At 31.9% G+C, this 20,773-nt stretch carries 19 protein-coding genes; 2 read left to right on the top strand and 17 right to left on the bottom strand.

What is annotated here, in order from left to right:
* Positions 1-30: 30 nt before the first annotated feature.
* Together LG295_RS11220 and LG295_RS11225 are read right to left on the bottom strand one after the other, a co-directional pair.
* Positions 31-2,181 carry an AraC family transcriptional regulator gene (locus LG295_RS11220; protein WP_325999519.1) on the bottom strand — a complete coding sequence of 717 codons (2,151 nt, stop codon included), beginning with the start codon at positions 2,179-2,181 and terminating at the stop codon, positions 31-33.
* Between the two features lie 320 nt (positions 2,182-2,501).
* Positions 2,502-3,146, bottom strand: a complete 645-nt coding sequence (locus LG295_RS11225; RefSeq protein WP_404476878.1) for a Bax inhibitor-1 family protein — start codon at positions 3,144-3,146, stop codon at positions 2,502-2,504.
* A 483-nt stretch (positions 3,147-3,629) separates the two neighbouring features.
* Here LG295_RS11225 and LG295_RS11230 point away from each other — a divergent pair, with 483 nt between their 5' ends.
* Positions 3,630-4,436, top strand: coding sequence for a LysM peptidoglycan-binding domain-containing protein (locus LG295_RS11230; RefSeq protein WP_107529853.1), 807 nt, complete (start codon positions 3,630-3,632; stop codon positions 4,434-4,436).
* Positions 4,437-4,829: 393 nt separating this feature from the next.
* On the opposite strand, the gene LG295_RS11235 is transcribed toward LG295_RS11230, so the two are convergent.
* The 5 genes from LG295_RS11235 to LG295_RS11255 form a co-directional block, all read right to left on the bottom strand.
* Positions 4,830-5,837: an inorganic phosphate transporter gene (locus LG295_RS11235; protein WP_107529852.1), complete on the bottom strand. Its 1,008-nt coding sequence runs from the start codon at positions 5,835-5,837 to the stop codon at positions 4,830-4,832.
* Positions 5,838-5,850: 13 nt separating this feature from the next.
* A complete protein-coding gene (locus LG295_RS11240; protein WP_017722596.1) occupies positions 5,851-6,468 on the bottom strand; it encodes a DUF47 domain-containing protein in 618 nt (205 codons plus the stop codon).
* A 612-nt stretch (positions 6,469-7,080) separates the two neighbouring features.
* The gene (locus LG295_RS11245; protein WP_336832322.1) at positions 7,081-8,109 is read right to left on the bottom strand and encodes a sensor histidine kinase; all 1,029 of its coding nucleotides are present in this window, start codon (positions 8,107-8,109) and stop codon (positions 7,081-7,083) included.
* Positions 8,102-8,776 carry a response regulator transcription factor gene (locus LG295_RS11250; protein ID WP_107529850.1) on the bottom strand — a complete coding sequence of 225 codons (675 nt, stop codon included), beginning with the start codon at positions 8,774-8,776 and terminating at the stop codon, positions 8,102-8,104. Before LG295_RS11250 ends, LG295_RS11245 begins: the two co-directional genes overlap by 8 nt.
* A gap of 16 nt (positions 8,777-8,792) precedes the next feature.
* On the bottom strand, positions 8,793-9,710 hold the full coding sequence (locus tag LG295_RS11255) for an NAD-dependent epimerase/dehydratase family protein (RefSeq protein ID WP_404475939.1): 918 nt from the start codon (positions 9,708-9,710) through the stop codon (positions 8,793-8,795).
* 121 nt (positions 9,711-9,831) lie between these two features.
* Between LG295_RS11255 and LG295_RS11260 the strand changes: the two genes are divergently transcribed.
* Entirely contained in the window at positions 9,832-10,338 is a 507-nt protein-coding gene (locus LG295_RS11260; protein WP_017722600.1) for a GNAT family N-acetyltransferase, read from the top strand.
* A gap of 379 nt (positions 10,339-10,717) precedes the next feature.
* Here the strand turns inward: LG295_RS11260 and LG295_RS11265 are convergent, their stop codons facing one another.
* From LG295_RS11265 to LG295_RS11310, 10 genes are all read right to left on the bottom strand, one after another.
* Positions 10,718-11,749 carry an alpha/beta hydrolase gene (locus LG295_RS11265; RefSeq protein WP_107529848.1) on the bottom strand — a complete coding sequence of 344 codons (1,032 nt, stop codon included), beginning with the start codon at positions 11,747-11,749 and terminating at the stop codon, positions 10,718-10,720.
* Positions 11,750-11,892: 143 nt separating this feature from the next.
* Positions 11,893-12,960: a hypothetical protein gene (locus LG295_RS11270; RefSeq protein WP_404475943.1), complete on the bottom strand. Its 1,068-nt coding sequence runs from the start codon at positions 12,958-12,960 to the stop codon at positions 11,893-11,895.
* Between the two features lie 390 nt (positions 12,961-13,350).
* On the bottom strand, positions 13,351-13,851 hold the full coding sequence (locus LG295_RS11275; protein WP_017722603.1) for a hypothetical protein: 501 nt from the start codon (positions 13,849-13,851) through the stop codon (positions 13,351-13,353).
* Positions 13,852-14,006: 155 nt separating this feature from the next.
* Complete coding sequence (dhaM, locus tag LG295_RS11280; protein WP_107558123.1) at positions 14,007-14,369, bottom strand: dihydroxyacetone kinase phosphoryl donor subunit DhaM; 363 nt, start codon at positions 14,367-14,369, stop codon at positions 14,007-14,009.
* Positions 14,369-14,947 carry a dihydroxyacetone kinase subunit DhaL gene (gene dhaL, locus LG295_RS11285; protein WP_107529845.1) on the bottom strand — a complete coding sequence of 193 codons (579 nt, stop codon included), beginning with the start codon at positions 14,945-14,947 and terminating at the stop codon, positions 14,369-14,371. The genes dhaM and dhaL overlap by 1 nt, the downstream gene beginning before the upstream one ends.
* A gap of 34 nt (positions 14,948-14,981) precedes the next feature.
* On the bottom strand, positions 14,982-15,947 hold the full coding sequence (gene dhaK / locus LG295_RS11290) for a dihydroxyacetone kinase subunit DhaK (RefSeq protein ID WP_107529844.1): 966 nt from the start codon (positions 15,945-15,947) through the stop codon (positions 14,982-14,984).
* A 286-nt stretch (positions 15,948-16,233) separates the two neighbouring features.
* Complete coding sequence (locus tag LG295_RS11295) at positions 16,234-17,250, bottom strand: iron ABC transporter permease (protein WP_318833094.1); 1,017 nt, start codon at positions 17,248-17,250, stop codon at positions 16,234-16,236.
* Positions 17,247-18,248: an iron ABC transporter permease gene (locus LG295_RS11300; protein ID WP_107529842.1), complete on the bottom strand. Its 1,002-nt coding sequence runs from the start codon at positions 18,246-18,248 to the stop codon at positions 17,247-17,249. Before LG295_RS11300 ends, LG295_RS11295 begins: the two co-directional genes overlap by 4 nt.
* Before the next feature lie 9 nt (positions 18,249-18,257).
* Positions 18,258-19,061, bottom strand: coding sequence for an ABC transporter ATP-binding protein (locus LG295_RS11305; protein ID WP_107529841.1), 804 nt, complete (start codon positions 19,059-19,061; stop codon positions 18,258-18,260).
* Positions 19,062-19,399: 338 nt separating this feature from the next.
* Positions 19,400-20,236, bottom strand: a complete 837-nt coding sequence (locus LG295_RS11310) for a YitT family protein (protein ID WP_107529840.1) — start codon at positions 20,234-20,236, stop codon at positions 19,400-19,402.
* Between the last annotated feature and the right edge of the window lie 537 nt (positions 20,237-20,773).

Raw genomic sequence — 20,773 nt, forward strand, 5'->3', positions numbered from 1 at the left:
TTTTTTACAGAGGTAAAATATAATAATATTTTAATTTTTATAAATATCAATGATGTGAACGGTATTATAATTTAAATCAATGGTCAAATTCTCTTCTTCAAAATGATGTTGCATAACACTAAAATGCGGTTTATTATACTGATCGATTTTGCTAATTAATTCATCTGACCATGCATGTTTAATTCTTAAAGATGGCGCAATAATACCATTGATATTTCCAAATGTACTATTTATTTTTTCATAAAAAACAATGTAAGGACGTTTCAATGCTTTATCTTTAAAATTTAAATGTATTTGTATATTTTGCGGTTCATTCTCTGCAGTTTCACTTTCCCCTATGCGCCAATCATTTACAAAAACGGAAATTTTCTCTGGTTGATTCACTATCGTATAATATTCAAAATCTTTCACTTCATATCTCATTTTCTCCATTATTCTTTCATACATATTACCTAAAACGGAGCGGAAGCCTTTTTGATCATATAAATACAATGCATTTTTCTCACCTTGTTGCTGGAATAAATCTATCCCCACGCCTGTAAAATATTCACGCATCTGTTTAAACATCCCCATAAGTAACGGTGGACTTTCGATAATCTCCATATTGTCATCATTTAATAAGTAATTATTATGCACATTCAAAAGAAAATATGCTCTTTCTTCCAATTCCATATCATTCATAATCTTTTTAATATTACTAAACTTAAACACTTGTTTTGTGAGCAAGTCTTCATGATCTTCACTCAAATAAGGAGAAGTTAATTTATGATTATCTATAAAGAAATAATCAAATCCTATGCGTTTCATCTGCTTCTCCATTAATTTAAAACATTCAGGATGATTGAATAAATGCGTAATATCAATTCCGAATTTTACATGCTCTCTATACTGTTGAATTTTAATAATATTACGATAAATTTCTTTGATAGACATACGCTCAACATTAAAGATATAGCTCACTGAATGCATATGTTTTTCTGACAATTCTGGATGTGCTTGTAAATAAGCTTGATATTGACTATATATTTGATCGATATAGATATTAACATCGTCATTACTAGTAATTTGAAATGCAAGGTTCACATTTGCATGATAAACAAAATTAATAAAGCCATAAGATTGATCCATAAATGTTTCCTGTAACTTTCTCGGATCTATCATGCAATAAACAATCACTTTTTGTGTACCTTCAAATAGATAATTCATACTCTTATTTGCAAACAAATGATGAAACTCTGCTATACTATGAATTTGAATTACAATAGTATCGTTAGTAGATTCTTTAATATGCTGCAGATCAATACATATATAATTGTTCTGAACATTGAGTTTGTTAAGTCGTTCAGCTATTATATTCTGAATTTCAGCGATTGCTCTCGTACTATAATCCTCGGTCGTAAAAGGAAATGATTTATCCAATTTTGAAAGTAGACGATAGTCCTTGGGTGAATAACCAAAATAATGTTTAAATTTTTTACTATAGATCGCAGAACTGCTAAATCCATAATAATCGGATACCTCACTTATCGTAGATTTTCCTGTTAACAAGCTAGATATCGATGTTGAAAGTTTTAAAGTATCTATATACGTTTTAAAGCTCATTCCCAACGTATTATAAAATTGCGTCGATATATTTGATTGAGAAATAAAAAGTTTATTCGCAATTTCTTTTAACGTTAACTTTTTATCTAAATGGTTATTAACATAATCCAACATTTCGCCAGTAATACCATAAAATGAATAGTCTGTTTGTTGTTTCAAATATTTTATATCGACTTTTGCTTCAGAAGCAATAATATCGACAATGTTATTCATGTAGGACTCGAATAACGGTTCAGTTAACGTTTTATTTAATTGATGCTGCGTTAAACTAAGTATAGATTGGAATAACGCATTGGAGGATTGAATTAAGTTAGATGTATATTGATACGCAAAAAAATCATAGCCACGATCATAAAACCAATCACTCGCAATATACAGCTTAATCGCTTGTTCATTTCTTTTTATGGTAAAAATTTCAGAGTTATTGATTATAAATAAGTCATTTTCAACTTCAATATCTGTTATAAAATGTTGTATCTCTGTGATCCCTTTTAAAGGGAATATTAGTAATAAGCCGTCAGCTACACGTTTCGTAGGATAATTATCCTTAGAAATAATATTTAAGCACTGCGCTTTCATAATTTAACCTCTTTCAAATATTGTCATACGCCATGCATTAAAATGTCACTCTATCATAAAAGCTAAAGTTGGCACTTTATATCTTAATTATTTAAATAAGTATTTTTTGTCTTTAGATAATTTTGTATAAAACAAATAATTTTGTCAACTTTTTTCATTAATTAAACTCAATTTTAAAATTGTTGCATTGTATTTTTTTAAATTTAAAAATGTTGTTTTATCAAAGTATCTCATTCAGATAAAAAATCACCTTCAAAAAACCTCTTATTTCACAAGGTATTTTTGAAGGTGTCTTCATCAAATTGAATATTAAAATTTTATTATTTTCTAAATTTAGTTGCAAGTCTTAATACATACTTGATGATGTGTAACAGATTCACAAATAAATTAAAACCCATTTCTCTTGGAGAAAATTGTCCACGCTTCATACGATTGAAATCGTACAATGTATAGAGTAAGAATAATAATAAGCCTACTACAGTTATAATCGTATGGAAAATTGGATTTTGTATAAACATACCGATTAAACTTGCTATAATAAGCGCAACTAAAGTAACAAATAAATATTTCCCCATACTAGCCGCATTACCAATTAAGAAATAACCGATAATCCCAAAAACAATAAACGCTGAAATTGCTAAAATGATATTTTTGAAAAATACCTCTGGTCCTAAATTCTGTAAATATGCAGTGAAGGTTGCATAAGATAATAAACCTACAACAATCGCGTAAATATGGGAAATTACTATACCGTATTTACGTGCCCGATTAAAGATAACCGTAATTAGTACTAAGGCAAGAAGTACGAATGAAAGTGGTTTTCTCCATTCCATAGGTAAGAACTGCCCAAAATAGCAACCAATGCCAAAAATAATCCAGTAGTACATAAAGAATAGCCATACTTTACTATAAGCATGTGACTGTGATTTAGATTGTTTTTTAGATTGGTTTTGTTGCTTATTTATATGTTGTGTTGATTCAGCCAATTTACTCACTCCTTCTCATTATAGAACTATTTATAAAAATAATATGCGTTTAATCATAACATTTATAGGATATATGTATAGCATGTAAATTTTCACAATGTCCTACGATTGCAATTATTAATACTTTAATGTTCACTGTTTCATTGATTAGCAAACATGATGAATGTATTTTCTAACAATTTTAATATTAAAATCACTATTTTTGTTAATAGTTAATGTTACATTTCAAATAAAGTTAATTACAAGTGAAATGTAACACATGCTTATAAACGCCTATACGAAGGCATTTATAGAATAATTCTCAGTGAAACACTAAATATTAATAATATTACAACTTTATAACAACGTACACAAAGCAAATGATTTTTGTTAGTATGAAACGTGAATTGAGATTAAAAAACTAACGACATGTATTTATTTCAATAATCACTGTTAGACATAGGCATTGAAGGAGGAGTTTTTTTGAAAAAGTTAGCATTTGCAGTAACAGCTGCTTCAGGTGCAGCAGCATTCATAGCAAATCATGAAGCTGATGCATCAACACAGCATACAGTAAAATCTGGTGAGTCACTATGGTCAATTTCTCAGCAATACGGTGTTTCAATTGATGAAATTAAACAAAATAATAACATTAACAATAACATTGTATTCCCAGGACAAGTTATCGAAATTGGCGGAAGTGGTTCTCAGGGACAAGAATCATCTTCAAACGCTACTTCAGGTGGATCAAGTCACACTGTACAATCTGGTGAGTCTTTAAATACCATTGCAAATAAATATGGTGTTTCAGTTGAAGAAATTGTTTCAGCCAACAATTTAAATGGTTATATCATCTACCCTAATCAAACATTAACAATCCCTGGTGCAACAGGAACTGGTGGTGCGGGCGGAAGCTCAACAGAAACACCAAACACGAATACGGGTGGATCATCAGCAAGTGATGCTAACCTATACGATTGGGGACAATGTACTTGGCACGTGTTTAATCGTAGAGCAGAAACTGGTCAACCAATTAGTACTTATTGGTGGAACGCAGATCACTGGGCAAACAATGCCGCTGCAGACGGTTATACAGTAAATAATTCACCAAGTGCTGGTTCAATCATGCAAAATTATGAAGGACCTATTGGACACGTTGCTTACGTAGAACAAGTCAATCCAGATGGTAGTATTCTAATTTCAGAAATGAATTATAATACGCCTCCAGGTACTGTTGATTATCGTACTATTCCTGCATCACAAGCTTCAAGTTATAATTACATTCATTAATTATAAACTTATTATGCAAATGAAATGATAAATGATGACAGTAGTAAAATAATCAAATAATAGCCTGAGACATTTATGTCTCAGGCTATTATTTTGTGGTCATGAACTCTAATCATTTATCATTCTAGCACCTTATATTTGGCTCAAAAAGTGTGAGACTAAAAAATGTTAGGTAAGGTTAAGTTCCATTAACTGAATGTACTTATAACGATCATTGTAGCTCTTAAATAAGTAATACTAATTTTTATAAGTGTAACACCTGAGTATAGGCTCAAATGCAATAACCACTAACTCCATAAATTAAGTAGTGTGCCTTTACAACGATTGTTATAAAATAATTACGGCTGAGACAATTAATTTGTCTCAGCCGCTTTTGAATCACTTTATCTTAAATTATAAGAAAAAATTAATAATGTAATAAATCAATGCTGCAACTATTGCAGAAATTGGTAATGTAATCACCCACGTAACAATCATACGTTGCGCTGTATTCCACTTAACACCTTTAATACGATTAGAAGATCCCACACCTAAGATAGATGAAGAAACTACGTGTGTTGTAGATAGTGGGAAATGTAGTGATGATGCTACAAATATAGTTAACGCAGATGATAAATCTGCTGCAGCACCATTAGCTGGTCGTATTTTCATAATATTACCACCAACTGTTTTAATTATTTTCCAACCACCAACAGCGGTACCTAATCCCATCGCAGTAGCACAGGAAATTTTAACCCATAGTTGTGGCTCTACGCTAGAACCCGTTTGAATACCTGCAACAATTAAAGCTAAGGTAATAATCCCCATTGATTTTTGCGCGTCATTCGTACCATGTGAGAACGACTGTAAAGACGCTGTGAAAATTTGAAAGAATCTAAAATTACGATTAGTTTTTGTAAGGTTCGCATTTTTAAATACTACTTTTACAATCGAATACATTATAAACCCTACACAGAATGCAATGACTGGTGATAAAAGTAATACGATTATGATTTTTGTAAAACCTTGATAATGTAATACGGCAAATGAACCTTGTGAAGCAATTGCCGCACCAGCGATAGAACCTATCAATGCATGTGAAGATGAACTTGGTATACCATAATACCAAGTTAATAAATTCCAGAAAATTGCAGCGATAATAGCTGCTAATACTACAACTAGACCATTTTCTAATTTAAATGGGTCTACGATATCTTTAGTTATTGTTCCTGCAACCCCTGTGAACGTTAAAGCACCGATAAAATTCATGACAGATGCCAAAAGTATAGCCGTTCTAGGAGTTAAGGCACGCGTTGAAACAGCAGTAGCAACAGCATTGGCTGTATCATGGAAACCATTGATAAAGTCAAATATAAGTGAAAAAATAACAATAGCTACTGTGACGATCAAAATATATTCCATAAGTTAGGACTCCTTAGCTATTTTTCATTATTATAGTTTCAAAGTTATTTGCTACGGCTTGGCATTTATCTGCAATTTCTTCTAAACTTTCATATATTTCTTTTATTTTAATTAATGTGATTGGGTCTGTTTCACTATTAAAGATATGCTTAATTGATTGACGTAAAATACCGTCACAGTTTGTTTCAAATTCTTTAATATTAATAGAATGAATACGCATGTGTGATAATTTTTTATCTACTAATAATCCAACAGCTAATTTCATTTCTGCTATAGCTTTTTGAATATTATCTACAAATTCAGCCATATATTCATCCGTATATTCAATAGAATACATTTCAAACATACCTGATGTTTCTTCAATTGCGTCTAATACGTCATCAATTGCATTACATAAAGAGAGGATATCCTCACGTTCGATTGGTGTAATAAAAGTTTGGTTTAAGTCTGAGATCACTTGATGCATTAATTCATCGCCGTGTGACTCATATGTTTTAATATTATCTGAGTATGCTTTCAAATCTAAGTGTGTATTAAAATCCATTTTCCCAAATTCAATTGCTGCTCTATCTAAATTGAACACCATTTCTTCTAGCTTCACCATGAACTTATCTTTTTTCTTGTTAAACATCCAAAAAATCCTCCATTTACAGCGATTGTCCCCAATCACCTTCAATAAATTTAAAAAATTTAAATACCTATATCTAAGATAAATTAAGATTCACAAGATTTACAATTCACTCATTATTTTGGATCATTTTACTATTGTTAAAATTGTGTAAATGAGTATTTGCTTCTATTGGTTAAAAAATCTCATAAATGTTGATTTATCCTTATTTGAAAATAGCACAAAATTTACAATCCTACAATTGCATTTACAAATTCTTAACATTACATTTTCGTAAAATTAACAAAATTTTACTACTTTTATTAGTATAAATCATAGTTGTCTATTTAGGAATTGTAACCTATCAGATTGAATTAATTTTAATAACTATTTCACATTAAACTCACCTTAAATATGATTGCATATTTATTATTTGTATTCAACAACTTTTTTCACTAATTTGCAAATGTTTTTATAAATAATTTTCAATACATATCTATCCATCATATAATGTTAAGCACAAAAAGAACCCAAGAAAGAAACAAACAATCTTCTCAGGTTCTAAATACGTATTGGCTAACATCATTCATTTTGCCTATACATTTATTATTAAATTTTTGCAGTCACACATTAATTTTATATATTTTCAGATAATCTTGATATCAATTCATTTTGCTCAGGAAAAATAAATTTCATAGTTGTCCCTACCTTCGGTTCCGAAGAAACTAATATTTGGACACCTAACTTTTCTTTTACATGATTGACAAGGTACAAACCAAGTCCAGAAGCTGACGTTTCATTACGATCGGTAGTGGAAGTAAAACCTTTTTCAAAAATACGTGGTAAATCTTTAGCACTTATCCCTTTACCTTCATCTGTAATTTTAAGAACTGTATGACCTTGATCTACATATGCATAAACATAAATTGTACTTTCTTCGCTATATTTAACTGCATTTGATAAAATTTGTCTAATCATCATTCGACACCATTTGGCGTCTGTATATACTTTATAGTCATCTTCAAAATTCAAATCATAATCAATACCTTTAGACTGGCTAATATATCGAGTGATTTGTATTTCTTCAATTACAAGCCGTTTCAGCGCCACATGCTCAAAATACATATCTTTATTTTGTGACTCTAAGCGCGTTAAAAATAACTGTCTATCTAGCATATCGTTTATGCGTGTCCACTCATATAAAAGCGCGTTTTTTCTAGAAGTGTCTGGTTCTTTTTCTATTAATAGTTTCATTGCTGTTACAGGTGTTTTAATATCATGTACAAAATCTGTTAATGATGCTTCAGTAGATTGAATTTTCTTTTGCTGACATGTAACTAATGATTTTTGATCTGTAATTTGACCGTATAAATAATTAACCATTTCTTGCTGTAAAGGCGTGTCCGCCAATGATTTATGCTTTAATGCTTCAGGTTCTATATTGTCATCTAAATGCTTAAAAAACTTAATTTCCTTTAAAAATGTGAACGACAAGAACAATATTGAAATACCTAGATTTAAAATAATTATATAATATGTACTCCCCACGCTAATATCATAATCTAAATAAGCGATAAGCAGCGTGATAAAGTTTAACAAGATAAACCATAATATCCAATATATTCGTGATCTTAAAAAGATATAAACCCATTTTAAGTTATCCATGTGCCATATACCCTTTGCCTATTTTCGTTTCAATCGCGTCACTCATATCAATATCGGCTAATTTCTTCCTTAAACGGTTCACATTAACCGTTAATGTATTGTCACTAACGAATGCTTCATCATCCCACAACGCAGTAATCAATGTATCCCTCGTAACAATTTGGTCTTGCTTCTTAACTAGCATTTCTAAAATAATCATTTCAGTTTTGGATAAGTAAATCTGTGCTTCGTTTTTACTAATACTATCTTTAGACAAATCTAAAGTTGCATCTTGCCAAGCAAGCACTCGCTTTTCTTCCAAACTAAATTGATATACTCTTCTATAAATTGCTTGTAGTTTAGCAATTAATATACTCGTATTGAATGGCTTTTGAACATAATCATCTGCACCCAATTCCATACTCATCACATGATCCATTGGATTATCTCTCGACGACAAAAACAATATTGGCGTATTAGATGTTTCTCTTATCTTTCTAGTCCAGTAAAAACCGTCATATTTAGGTAGTTTCACATCCATAATAACGATAGCAGGGCTGACCGCTTCAAATTGAGTTATTACATCACTAAAGTCGTCAATACCATAAATTTTAAAATCCCATTGTTCTAATTCTTCACTTAATTCTTTAAACAATGTCATATCATCTTCTACTAATAAAATATCCACGTCATCACCACTTTATCTATTTAGTATATTTTATATCTTCCCCAGACTGAATTCTCCCGTTAAAGTGCTTAATTCTACAATCTATTTCAAAACCTCTCATCATCAAACCTTGGAATGGTGACTGAATTAAATAATACACCGGCCAAACAAGTTTAGGTATATAATCATATAAATGGACTACTACAGTTTGCGTATTTTTGAGCCTACGAAATTCTAACTTACCTTGTTTCAATAAATTAGGTTTAACTAATGTACCACCCACTAAATGTAATGAAATGATATCTTCCTCTATTTGTATCTTATGAAAAACAAGAATAGGCTTAGCCTTGTCTTTAAGGTATATTACATAATTCTCATCTTCTTTGTATGTGTGCAGTAATGTGCCTTTAGTTTCATTCAACCATTTAAAATAATATTCTACCATTTGTTCTAGCGTCCAATTCATAGGAAGCTGCATGCTTAAGGCACTACGAACATCATCGTATTTGGAAGATTGAAGTTCAACCGACACATGTGGACGCGATACAGTTGTTTCAGTTTTTTCTACAAAAACACCATATGACGACAAGCGTTGGGTGGTTTCATAGTCGAATCTACTTCCGCTAATATAAATCATTTTACTAATACCATTTTTAGCAGCTGCCCGACCAAAGTTATCTGCAGCGATTAAATTCAAATCCCTTGCTGTGGCTTGTGTTAATTTCGCAGAGTGTTTAGTTGGATCCAAATAATAAATAGCTATATCCATACCTTCCATCGCTGATAACACATCCATATAATTATAAATATCTTTCTTTAACCAAGTCACTTCTTTAAAATCTTCTTCTTTAGGATATTTTGATAATGTATATAAATTAGCTTCATTTTTTATATGTTGGATTAAATTTTTACCTATATATCCTGTGACACCAGCCAATAAAATGTTAGGTTTCATAATCATACTTCCTTTATTTTAGTTTAGCGCAACATAAATATGTCCTAGTAATATCACGCTAATGATGTTAAGTTATACTATAACTAAACATTAGCAAAATAGAAATAAGGAGTGGACACACATGGTTCATCAAATACGTGAAATCGGTATCAATGATGTAGATCCATTTGTTAAATTATTAACGACAATTTATGATGAATCTGATTATTTAATATACAATCCAGGGGAATACGCACCTTCTAATAACGATGCGCTTTCAAACCTAGAGCACTATATTACATCGCCTTCCAATGCCATTTATATCGCTGAAAATAACGGCGAACTCGTCGGCTTTGCAATCGTCACGACAGAAAATTTTGAACGCACACGTCATGAAGCTCATTTTTCAATGGGCGTCATTAGACACTACAGAGAAAAAGGCCTCGGCCAATCTTTAATTAATTCTGTAGATGCATGGTGCTTAAATCATAACATTCGTCGTATAGAAGCAACAGTAGTACCTGAAAATACTACAGCTGTTGAATTATTTAAAACTGCGGGTTATCAAATAGAAGGTGAACTTCGTGATAAATTATACATTGACGGTAGATATTACAACAAGTATGTCATGGCTAAGTTATTATTTTAATCTACCTCTAAGCATAATATTTAAACATGTCACACTTATAGTTTAATTGTAAATTAACAAAGACCCAAATAACAATATTGTCATATAATCATTTAGTTATTGAAATTTAAAATATAAATGCCGTTTTATAGTCATTAATAGTTGACCTCTTTCAACTTCTTACTGCAATTTAAAAAAGAGTGAGACAATGAAATCATTATTGAAAATATGATTTCTGTCTCACTCCTTTTCTTTATAACTGGAATGTACTCAATTTTTAAAATTAAATTAATACTTATACTATGTGCGTTTAACTCACTCTCATATTAAAGCTATCGTAATTTAAAATGACTAACACTACACCATAAGATATACATAGCCCTTCATAAATTCTTATTATTTAATAAGGGTTTAATTCTACTCCATTAGGATTCGTCGTTTCTTCACTAACATTTGTTTCAACGCCCGATGAACTTGTATTTCTGCTTAAAAATCTTAGAACGTCTTTCATGTTTTGTTGTGATTCTGGTAAATCCATATGGAATTGGTATTGGTGTCTCAAATTATGGGAGCCATCATAAAATAATTTATCCACCGGAATATCCATTGATTTCAGCTTTTTATAAAATGATACATTTTGACTATAAAATGGATCAGCGTCACCTACAGATAAAAACGTTGGCGGGTAATCTTTGGTAACCTGATTTATCGTAGACATTTCACTAATATATTTAAATTGCTGTTCCCAATCTCGTTTTCCAGTATAACTTTCCATAAAAAGTTGTATCCTTGGAAACTCAGTAGCTTTTACTGTTTTCATATCATAAAAGCCGCCGAAAAATATAGCTGCCTTCAATTGATCTGACTCAAATTGTTGTTCAAATGACATATCTTCTCTTAAAGATTTATTTGTTTGAATTGCCGTGTATTGGCTAGATAATTGTGCACCAGCAGAGTCACCACCAAAAATAACCTGATCAAAATCCATTGGTAATTCATGCTTATTACGCTTTATAAATTTTACGGCTTGGTCAATTTGATGTAGCTGCGTCGGATATTTATTATCTGGTGCAAGTGCATAATTAATATTTACAACAATATAGCCTTGCTCAGCAATTTTGGATAATAGTGGATTCTTATATTGTTTATCTCCCGCTATAAAGCCACCACCATGCATCCAAAAAATTACAGGTAATTTATTATCCGAATCTAATTCAGTAGGTGTTAATATGTCTAGCTTACTATTAGGCATACCGGTACCATAAGTTATATTTGTAAATGCATTTACATTTTTATTGTTAATCTGTACTTTTTCTTTAATTTCTTGTGAATGTTGACGGTCATACTGTTGTTTTAATAACAGCGCAGTCAAGATTGCTACTACAATAACAATACTTAAAGTAATTATCGTCCATTTGTGTTTTTTCTTCATGCATTACCTTCCCTTTCGAAATGCATTGTACCATAATTAATTATTGCACAGTAGTATTTATAAATTATTGGAATTATTAAAAACTCAGCTTGCACAAATGTACAAGCTGAGAATTTATTTCTTATTTTAATATCATGAATCATTTATGCTATGAACTTTTTGTTTTGACGTTTTCTGCTATAATATTTAATCAGCACGCCGATTACAACAACAAGCCCAACAATCCCCATTATTGGGTATAAGAAGTTAATCAAGCCTGCGAAACCTACGAAACTTAAACCGTAAGCTACAACCATTATAACTACGATAAATATATGATATTTTTTACTATATGGTTCTGTAAATCTCGCAGCAAATGAATACATTAAACCAAGAATTGTATTATACATCACAGCTAACATAATAACTGATAGTACAAGTGCAATCCAAGGGCTTATTTCATTTGCTAATGTCAGCATAGGAATATCAGCATTCTCAATTTTTGGGAACTCAGATTGCAACGCAAAGTTAATCAACGCTAATAATATTGTATAAACAATACCTCCAAATAATGCCCCAGCTCCGGACACTCTACGTCTAGAAGCATCACCGCCAATAGCTACAATCGTACTAAAACCTACAGCAAACGCAAGTCCACCATAATTAATTCCTTTCAATATACCTAACCATAAGCTAGCTTCTGGTACAGTTTCATTTACTTTATCTATTGAAATACTACCATTAAAAAGATAATACGCAGCAATGATTACAACCAAAATAATTAAGAAAGGTGTAACAATGCCTAATGCTCTAACAATTTTATTAAAATCCATCAATAATGTAATATAAATTGCAATAACCATAATCAATGCGCCTAACCATGTTGGCACATTAAAGCTTTCTTGGAATGTTGATCCTGCTCCAGCAATCATTGTGACTGAGATGCCAAATAAGAAAAAGATAAGCAAATAGTCTACAAATTTACTGAACTTATCACCAAACAAATAGTCTAAAGTTGACTCATGGTTTTGCGCATCAAACGCAGTACCAATCTTTGCAACTTGTCGACCTATAAAGCCTAATATTAAACCAGAAAGTATAACCCCAATATATGACCATAGGCCATATGGTGAGAAAAATTGCATAACTTCCTGTCCTGTTGAAAAGCCAGCACCTACAACGATACCGACATAAGCGAAACCAATTTTTATAGCTTCTTTATTCAACCCCATGTTATTTTAACCTCCTCATAGTTAACACATTGCATTATTATAACTTACTGATTATTTTTTGCAACTGCACAATATAAAATTTTACACTTCTAATTGCTCTCAATAATGATTAATAAGTTGAACATCGCTTTTAATCATTCATTATATTATTTAAATATAACAAATCTTAATACAACTATTTCATATTTATAGTTATCTTAAATTTATTTTTGCAATTTTATACATTACTAAAGACATGCTTTAATAGTGTGTAATATTCCAAAAAATAAAATAAAAAAATCGAAATATACACCTTTTAACATGCATATTTCGATTCTTTAATAATTCAATTTAATGTGTTATTTTGTCAAGTTCTAATAATATGATTACTCAACTATGATAATTTTGTTATTAGTGTGCGTTTTTAAAACGATTAAGTTCATTAAAGTCAACAACTACGTTATCCATACGTTTGGCTGTTTCTTTCAGTACATTACGCGCAACACTGTTAGTTGGGTCCAATTTAAGTATTTGGCGAGAAATTTCAAATGCCTTTTTATCAGAAATGACTGGTTCAGGAACTGCATGTAATAATAACATTTGTAACAAACTTTTTACTTCTTTGCCCTCAGTAAGTTTTATGGATGACTCCGCATGATAATACGCAGAATCTAAAGCACCCTGAAGTTCACTTAATGGATAGACTAATAGTAGAAAAGCTAAGTCATGCATTTCTGCAGTTTCTTCTACTTTCATCATATCTAAAATACATGTATAAAACATAATGTTTTCAGCTTCATGTGCGCTTGAAATGTATACTTCTTCAAATTCCATAAAATCTGTTTGGGACATTAAACGTTTGACTGACTCAAATTCGCCGTTTAAGACATGCTTTAATATTAAATCTTTCATGGCAATGTCCTCCTAGATATCCAGATTTCTATTACAATTAATTTTCATTTTACCACAATTCAATTAAATATTCCTATAAAAAAGAAGTTTTTTGTTATATTAGTTGAGAACTTCATTTTAATTTATATTTAACATAGTAAAACAAATAACATTATTTAGCCAAACGTTTTATTTAATTCTCCCAAAACTTCTTCTATGGAACTACCAACTGATAATTGCACAGCTGCAGTAAAACTGCCTTCAACAATTGGTGCTTCTACTTTTTCAATACGCTGGTCACCTTCATACATTTCAATCGCTAAATCTAAGTTCATTTCAGCAGAACCTATATCATAAAAACATAATGCATCATCTGTTAATTCGTTTATTAATGCTTGAATATGATCATACGATGTACCAATTTTACCATCAACGCCACCTTGTACAATGACGTTAACATCGCCAGCCATTTGATTTAATAGTGCTTTTGTGCCTTCTGCAATTTCTTTACTATGACTAATTATTACTATATTTGTCATTACGAGTCATCTCCAATCAACGCGTTCAATATATAAACGCTACTTTGAGCTCCAGGATCAACATGTCCTAAGGAATCTTTTTTGAAATATGCCGCCCTACCTTTAGTTGCTTCGATATCTTTTGTTAAATCTGCGTAGGATTGTAATACATCACTTGTTAATATTTCATCATTTTGTGAAGCTTGGTTTGCACGCTCAATTACATCATACATAGTTTTTTCATTCAACGTCACTTTACCTCTTTGAGCAATTGCCTCTGAAAAAGTTTTTAAGAGTACTTTTAAATTTGAACGATCTAGTTCATCTGATACTACTTGTGACATTTTTACAAAACTAAAGCCGTATAACGGACCAGAAGCACCACCAATATTAGACATAAGTGTCATACCAGTAGATTTCAATAAACTTTGCATAGAGCTATCATCAATATTATCTGGTAACGCTTTGAAACCTCTAACCATGTTCACTCCATGGTCGCCATCACCGATTGCTCTATCTAATTCTGTTAATAACGCTTCCTTTTCTTCAAACACATCTACTAATTTTAATAATCTTTCTTTTAGTTCAACAACATTCATCTATCTTTCGCCCCTTTCAATCATCACTTTATAATTAATGGAAATATGAACTTTCTGTTATATCTGTTAACGCTACTAACAATGCTTCTGAAGATGGTACCAATGTTAATGATAAACCTTGCATATCTAACGCAGTCATGTAATCTCCAACTAGCCAATGAGTAATCGATTTGCCCTTTTGTTCTAAGTTTTCACCGACATACTTTGCAGCGATATTAAGTTCTGACAAAGGGGTTGCTCCCATGCCATTGACCATTACAATGAGTTCATCTGATTCAACTTCTTTAAGTAAAACTTGAATTAATCGCTCTACAATTTGATCTACAGGTTCAACCTTTTCTCTAGATAATCCTTTTTCACCATGAATACCCACACCAATTTCCATTTCATCTTCTTTAATATCAAATCCATATTGTCCAGTAGTGGGAACCATAGGTGCTGTTAAAGCCATACCTATACTTTTTATTTGAGGTAATAAACCTTCTACTTTTTCTTTTATTTCTGCCAATGACAACCCTTTTTCTGCCAAATGTCCTGCATACTTATGAACAATCACTGTACCTGCTACACCTCGACGTTGCGCCTCATCTTCCACTGCAACATCATCTTTTACAACGACAGTTGCTACTTGAATGTCTTCCATTTCTGCCATCTCTTGAGCCATCTCAAAGTTCATAACATCACCGGCATAGTTTTTTACTATAAGCAATACACCATCGCCATTATCAACAGCTTTTATGGCACTAAGAATCTTATCTGGTGTCGGTGAAGTAAATACTTCTCCACAAACTGCAGCGTCTAACATACCGTTGGCAACATAACCCGCATGAGCTGGTTCGTGACCACTTCCACCACCAGAAACTAAAGAAACGCCTTGTTCTTTTCTATCTTTTCTAACTACGACTGTGTCTGAAATAATTTCTATTTGATTATTTGTTTTTGAAAGCCCGTCCAACATATCATTCAAGAAATTCGTTTTTTGTTTAATTAATTTTTTCATAATAAAGACCTCCTATTTAAACTATTCAGTTATAGTATACCCTACACACAAATGCAAACGCTAACATATGAGTGCGAATTACATTTGCACGTGAGAAATTGAAGCACTACGCATATTTTCTAAAATCCGTTTATAGTATCAATGCACTGTTAGCAAAGATGACTAATCGCAAAAAAGCATGAGATATAATTATATCTCATGCTTTTTATTCTTGGCTTTTTCTATTTTATAAACACTACATAAAGTAGAAATTCTATAATTTACATACTTTTCACACTAAAACAAATTATACTGATTTCGTTTTATACATTAAGTATAAGAAATAAGGAGCCCCTATAATAGCAACTACAATACCTGCTGGAACACCTGATGGTTGTAGTATAACTTGTCCAATCGTATCAGCTAGTACAAGTAAAAAAGCACCTATTAGTATTGAAATCGGTAAAAATAATTGATGTCTCGGACCAACAATCGACTTAGCAATATGTGGTCCCAACAAACCAATAAATCCAATCGCACCCGCTACAGAAACAGCTGCTGATGATAACACAACTGCCACTAATAATAAGACAATGCGTTCGCGCCCTATCTTCACACCGACACCTTGAGCTATATACTGATGTGTGTTCAATAAATTTAGGACATTCGCTTTAAATAATAAGAATGGTATTAATATGATAACCCATGGTAAAAAGGCTATAACAAACGACCATTCGTCACCCCAAATATTACCAGCAAGCCAAGAAGCTATAAACTCTGATTGGTCTTCATCAAATGTAGACATTAGTGTTAATGAACCACCACTAAGTGCAGTAGACATCCCCACACCTACAAGTACCATACTCGCTGGAGTAATACCTTCTCCTTTATTATAACTAAACGAAAAAATAATAAGCGCTGTTAAAACACCACCTATCATACTAATAAATGGTAAAACATACACAAAATTATTCGCGTCTACCTGTCCTACCACTATAAACAAAGCAATTACAAATCCGCTTCCGGCATTAATACCTAATATACCAGGCTCTGCCAGTGGGTTTTTCGTTACACTTTGTATGACTGCACCACTCATGGCTAAAGCAGCGCCAGCCAATATTGTAATAATCATACGTGGCAATCTAAATTCCATCAATATCAATGTATCTGTATATTCACCCTGGCCAATCAACGTTTTGAAAAATGCCTCGACAGACATTTTATATTCTCCAGAAGTAATACTCCATGCGCACGCTAACAAGACTAGAATCGAGAGTATAATCATCGTAAGCCACTGTTTATATCTTAACTTTGGATCTATCATGAGAAGCGACCTCCTCTTTTAACTAAATACAAGAAGTAAGGTACACCAATAAAGGAAATAATAGCTCCAACTGGGGCTTCTCCTAACATACGTGCAATCGTATCTGCTACTAGTAATAGCAAACCACCGACTACAGCAGTTAAAGGTATCACTCTAGCATAGTCCGTACCCACTAAGTATCTCACTATATGTGGTACCATCAGGCCTACAAAGGCAATTTGACCAACCATTGCAACTGCAATACCAGCTAAAACCATGGATAATATCAGTGAAATAGCTCGTGTAAAAGCAACGTTTTGCCCTAGACCTTTGGCTAAAGTTTCACCTAAATTTAAAATTGTTAATTGCTTACTCATTGAAATGATAATAACAAGCGCAATGATGATAAACGGTGCCGCCCAAACTAACTGGTTCCAAGTTGTACCAGATACACCACCAGCACTCCAAAACGTTAAACTTTGATTTAGCCTAAATAATAAAGCAACACCTTGGCTTAATGCAGTTAACAACGCACTAACAGCAGCACCCGCCAAAATAATTCTCATAGGATTGAACCCGTCACTTCTTGACCTTCCAATCATTAAAACGATAAAGCCACCCATTAACGCCCCTATAAAACCAGCAAACATCATCACAAGGAATGGCGCAGTAGGATAAAATGCAAACGTGAGCGCTAGCATAAATGATGCACCAGAGTTTAATCCTATAAGACTTGGATCAGCTAAACCATTTTTAGTCACGCCTTGAATAACAGCGCCGGAAGTGCCTAACGCAACGCCTACTAATATCGCCCCAATATCTCTTGGAATACGAATCTCACTGATAATATTATGTTGTTGATTTTTAGAATCGTAATTAAACACCGCTTCAAAAATAGTGCTTAAGTGAATTTTGGCATCCCCAAACAATATCGAAATGATGAGTGCGCCAATTAATAATAATACAGCTATTATAAAAGTTGCTGTAAAACTTAACTTCCCTTTTCTCTTAGTAGTCATAATTTACCCCTAAACCTCTGAATAGCTTTTTCTGCACAAGTCATACGTTACTAACATTGGTTTGCCCGTTCTTGGGTCTGTACTAATTTCAACATCAATGTTGAATACCTTTTCTAATATTTCTTTCGTTAATACTTCCTCAGTATCACCATTGGCGATGATATCACCATTCTTCATAGTGATTAAATGATCAGAAAAACGAACGGCTTGGTTAATGTCATGTAATACCATAATAATAGTACAGCCTTGTTCTTTATTGAGCTGCGTAATTAATTCTAATATCTCTAACTGATGCGAAATATCTAAATATGTTGTTGGCTCATCTAAGAATATAATATCTGTACGTTGGGCTAACGCCATTGCAATCCATACACGTTGTCGTTGCCCTCCACTCAAATCATTTATCGGGCGTAATCTAAAATCGTAAGTACCTGTAACACGCATTGCCCAGTCGATTTCTTTTTTATCTTCGGCAGATAGGCGTCCAAATCCTTTTTGATGTGGAAAACGACCATATGATACTAATTCACCAACTGTAAGGCCATCTGCAACTTCTGGAGATTGAGGTAAAATTGCAATTTTTTTAGCAATCTCTTTCGTAGATTGTGAGTGTATGTTTTCGTTATCTAATTTGATTTCTCCACCTTTAATTGGCAGTAGTCGTGATAACGCTTTAAGTAATGTCGACTTACCACAACCGTTTGGCCCTATAATTGAGGTAATCTTGCCATCAGGAATGTGAACATCTAAATTATCCACAATGACATTTTCTCCATAACCTATAGTGACCTGTTCTCCTTTTAAGCGATTCATAATTCCCCTTCTTCCTATATTAATAAGCATAACATCGTATATTTTCCCAATTAATTTATATTAAGTCATGTTAAATTTTCCAATTATCTCAAGTAAATGATAATCATTATCACAGATGATATTATATCATTTTTCACACCAATTGACTATTAATTATTTTTAACAGTCCCTTATATTTCGTTAGCTTTATAGGTTTTCTGTTCACAAAATGACACGCTTAAATCTTAATTCACTATATGATTTATTGAAATTCTTTTTATAATAAAAAGCCTAATTTATGATGGAAATATTCCAAATAAATTAGGCAACTTTATTATTCAACTTTAAATTGTTTTATCTTAATGTTCATCGATTAAGAAACCATTTCCGTATACATCACGTACATCATGAATAACTAGAAATGCGTTATCATCGATTTTTTTTATTAAACGCTTTGCTTTCGTTACTTGTGTTTTTGTGATAACAACATACAAAACATCTTTATCTTCTTTTGAGAAGTAGCCACGCCCATTTAAAATGGTAAGTCCACGTCCTACTTGTTCATCAATTACTTTAGCAATTTCATCAGGCTTGCTTGAAATAATTGTCATTGCTTTCTTCGTATTTAAACCTTCAATGACATAATCCATTACTTTTGTACCGATATACAATGAAATCACAGTAACCAATGCACTAGAAATTGGAATAACAGTCAGTGATATAGCTACAACAATTAAATCGAAGAATAGTAATGCATACGGTGTACTAACGTCTAAGTATTTATTAGCGATTCGAGCTAAAATTGTAGTCCCTGCTGTAGTACCACCTGCAAGCACAATCACACCTATACCAAGACCTACACAAAGACCACCAAATACTGCATTAACCAATATGTTACCTGTTTCAATTTCCCAACTTACAGTTAATTCTAAAAAGATAGAAATTAAAATCGTTGCAACAATAGTTAAATACATACTCCGTTTACTTAAAAATTTATAGCCTATCCCAATTAAAATGGCATTAAATACAAAGTTTGTAATACCTGGAGAAATGTGAAAAGCATAGTAAAGTACGATTGCTATACCAGTCACGCCTCCCTCACCTAAATCAGCAGATATAATAAACGTATTCACACCAGCTGAAAAAATGAACGACCCAAAAATAACTAATATTAAATCACGTACTGTTTTATTCACCCACACTACCCCCTTGAATTTGCACTAATCAATTGAATGTTAGCAAATTATCAGAAATACTACAACACGAATATAAGGAAAACTCTTTATATAATAAATTAATTTTGTATTGTGATTCCTTTATATTTAATTAAAATTCGTTAATTTTCAAAAATTCTGAAATTTCTGTTTACTTATTAATTTCTCTTTGATATAATAAAATTTATCTTCTTATTGGTAGCCAATAAGAAGCCATCTCCTTTGTGTTGTTTATAGTAACAAACAAAACAATTTTTGCTCGAGTATATACTTAGTACCTAGTCCTTACTATTTATATACAGTTAATTCATTTCCCGTAAAAGCCAAGTAATGATGAATGTGTCTCCTCACTTCAATTACTTGGCTTAATTTTTTTGTCTTTTATTTTATAATCATAGTGTTTGATGGACACAACCATTATTTATAGCAAACTATCATATTACATCTAATAAAAAACAAAAAACTAGACATTCAAAAGTGTATACAAACACTTTTAAACATCTAGTCATTAATATGTTT

Source organism: Staphylococcus pseudoxylosus (assembly GCF_044794325.1).
Lineage (GTDB): Bacteria > Bacillota > Bacilli > Staphylococcales > Staphylococcaceae > Staphylococcus > Staphylococcus pseudoxylosus.

Bases quoted from the DNA above. Each gene is read 5' to 3' on its own strand.
- LG295_RS11245 (WP_336832322.1), bottom strand. From the start codon at position 8,109: ATGGATAACTTAAAATGGGTTTATATCTTTTTAAGATCACGAATATAT.
- dhaM (WP_107558123.1), bottom strand. From the start codon at position 14,369: ATGACAAATATAGTAATAATTAGTCATAGTAAAGAAATTGCAGAAGGC.
- LG295_RS11300 (WP_107529842.1), bottom strand. From the start codon at position 18,248: ATGACTACTAAGAGAAAAGGGAAGTTAAGTTTTACAGCAACTTTTATA.
- LG295_RS11265 (WP_107529848.1), bottom strand. From the start codon at position 11,749: ATGAAGAAAAAACACAAATGGACGATAATTACTTTAAGTATTGTTATT.
- LG295_RS11220 (WP_325999519.1), bottom strand. From the start codon at position 2,181: ATGAAAGCGCAGTGCTTAAATATTATTTCTAAGGATAATTATCCTACG.
- dhaL (WP_107529845.1), bottom strand. From the start codon at position 14,947: ATGAATGTTGTTGAACTAAAAGAAAGATTATTAAAATTAGTAGATGTG.
- LG295_RS11255 (WP_404475939.1), bottom strand. From the start codon at position 9,710: ATGAAACCTAACATTTTATTGGCTGGTGTCACAGGATATATAGGTAAA.
- dhaK (WP_107529844.1), bottom strand. From the start codon at position 15,947: ATGAAAAAATTAATTAAACAAAAAACGAATTTCTTGAATGATATGTTG.
- LG295_RS11275 (WP_017722603.1), bottom strand. From the start codon at position 13,851: ATGAAAGATTTAATATTAAAGCATGTCTTAAACGGCGAATTTGAGTCA.
- LG295_RS11235 (WP_107529852.1), bottom strand. From the start codon at position 5,837: ATGGAATATATTTTGATCGTCACAGTAGCTATTGTTATTTTTTCACTT.
- LG295_RS11260 (WP_017722600.1), top strand. From the start codon at position 9,832: ATGGTTCATCAAATACGTGAAATCGGTATCAATGATGTAGATCCATTT.
- LG295_RS11295 (WP_318833094.1), bottom strand. From the start codon at position 17,250: ATGATAGATCCAAAGTTAAGATATAAACAGTGGCTTACGATGATTATA.
- LG295_RS11240 (WP_017722596.1), bottom strand. From the start codon at position 6,468: ATGTTTAACAAGAAAAAAGATAAGTTCATGGTGAAGCTAGAAGAAATG.
- LG295_RS11270 (WP_404475943.1), bottom strand. From the start codon at position 12,960: ATGGGGTTGAATAAAGAAGCTATAAAAATTGGTTTCGCTTATGTCGGT.
- LG295_RS11305 (WP_107529841.1), bottom strand. From the start codon at position 19,061: ATGAATCGCTTAAAAGGAGAACAGGTCACTATAGGTTATGGAGAAAAT.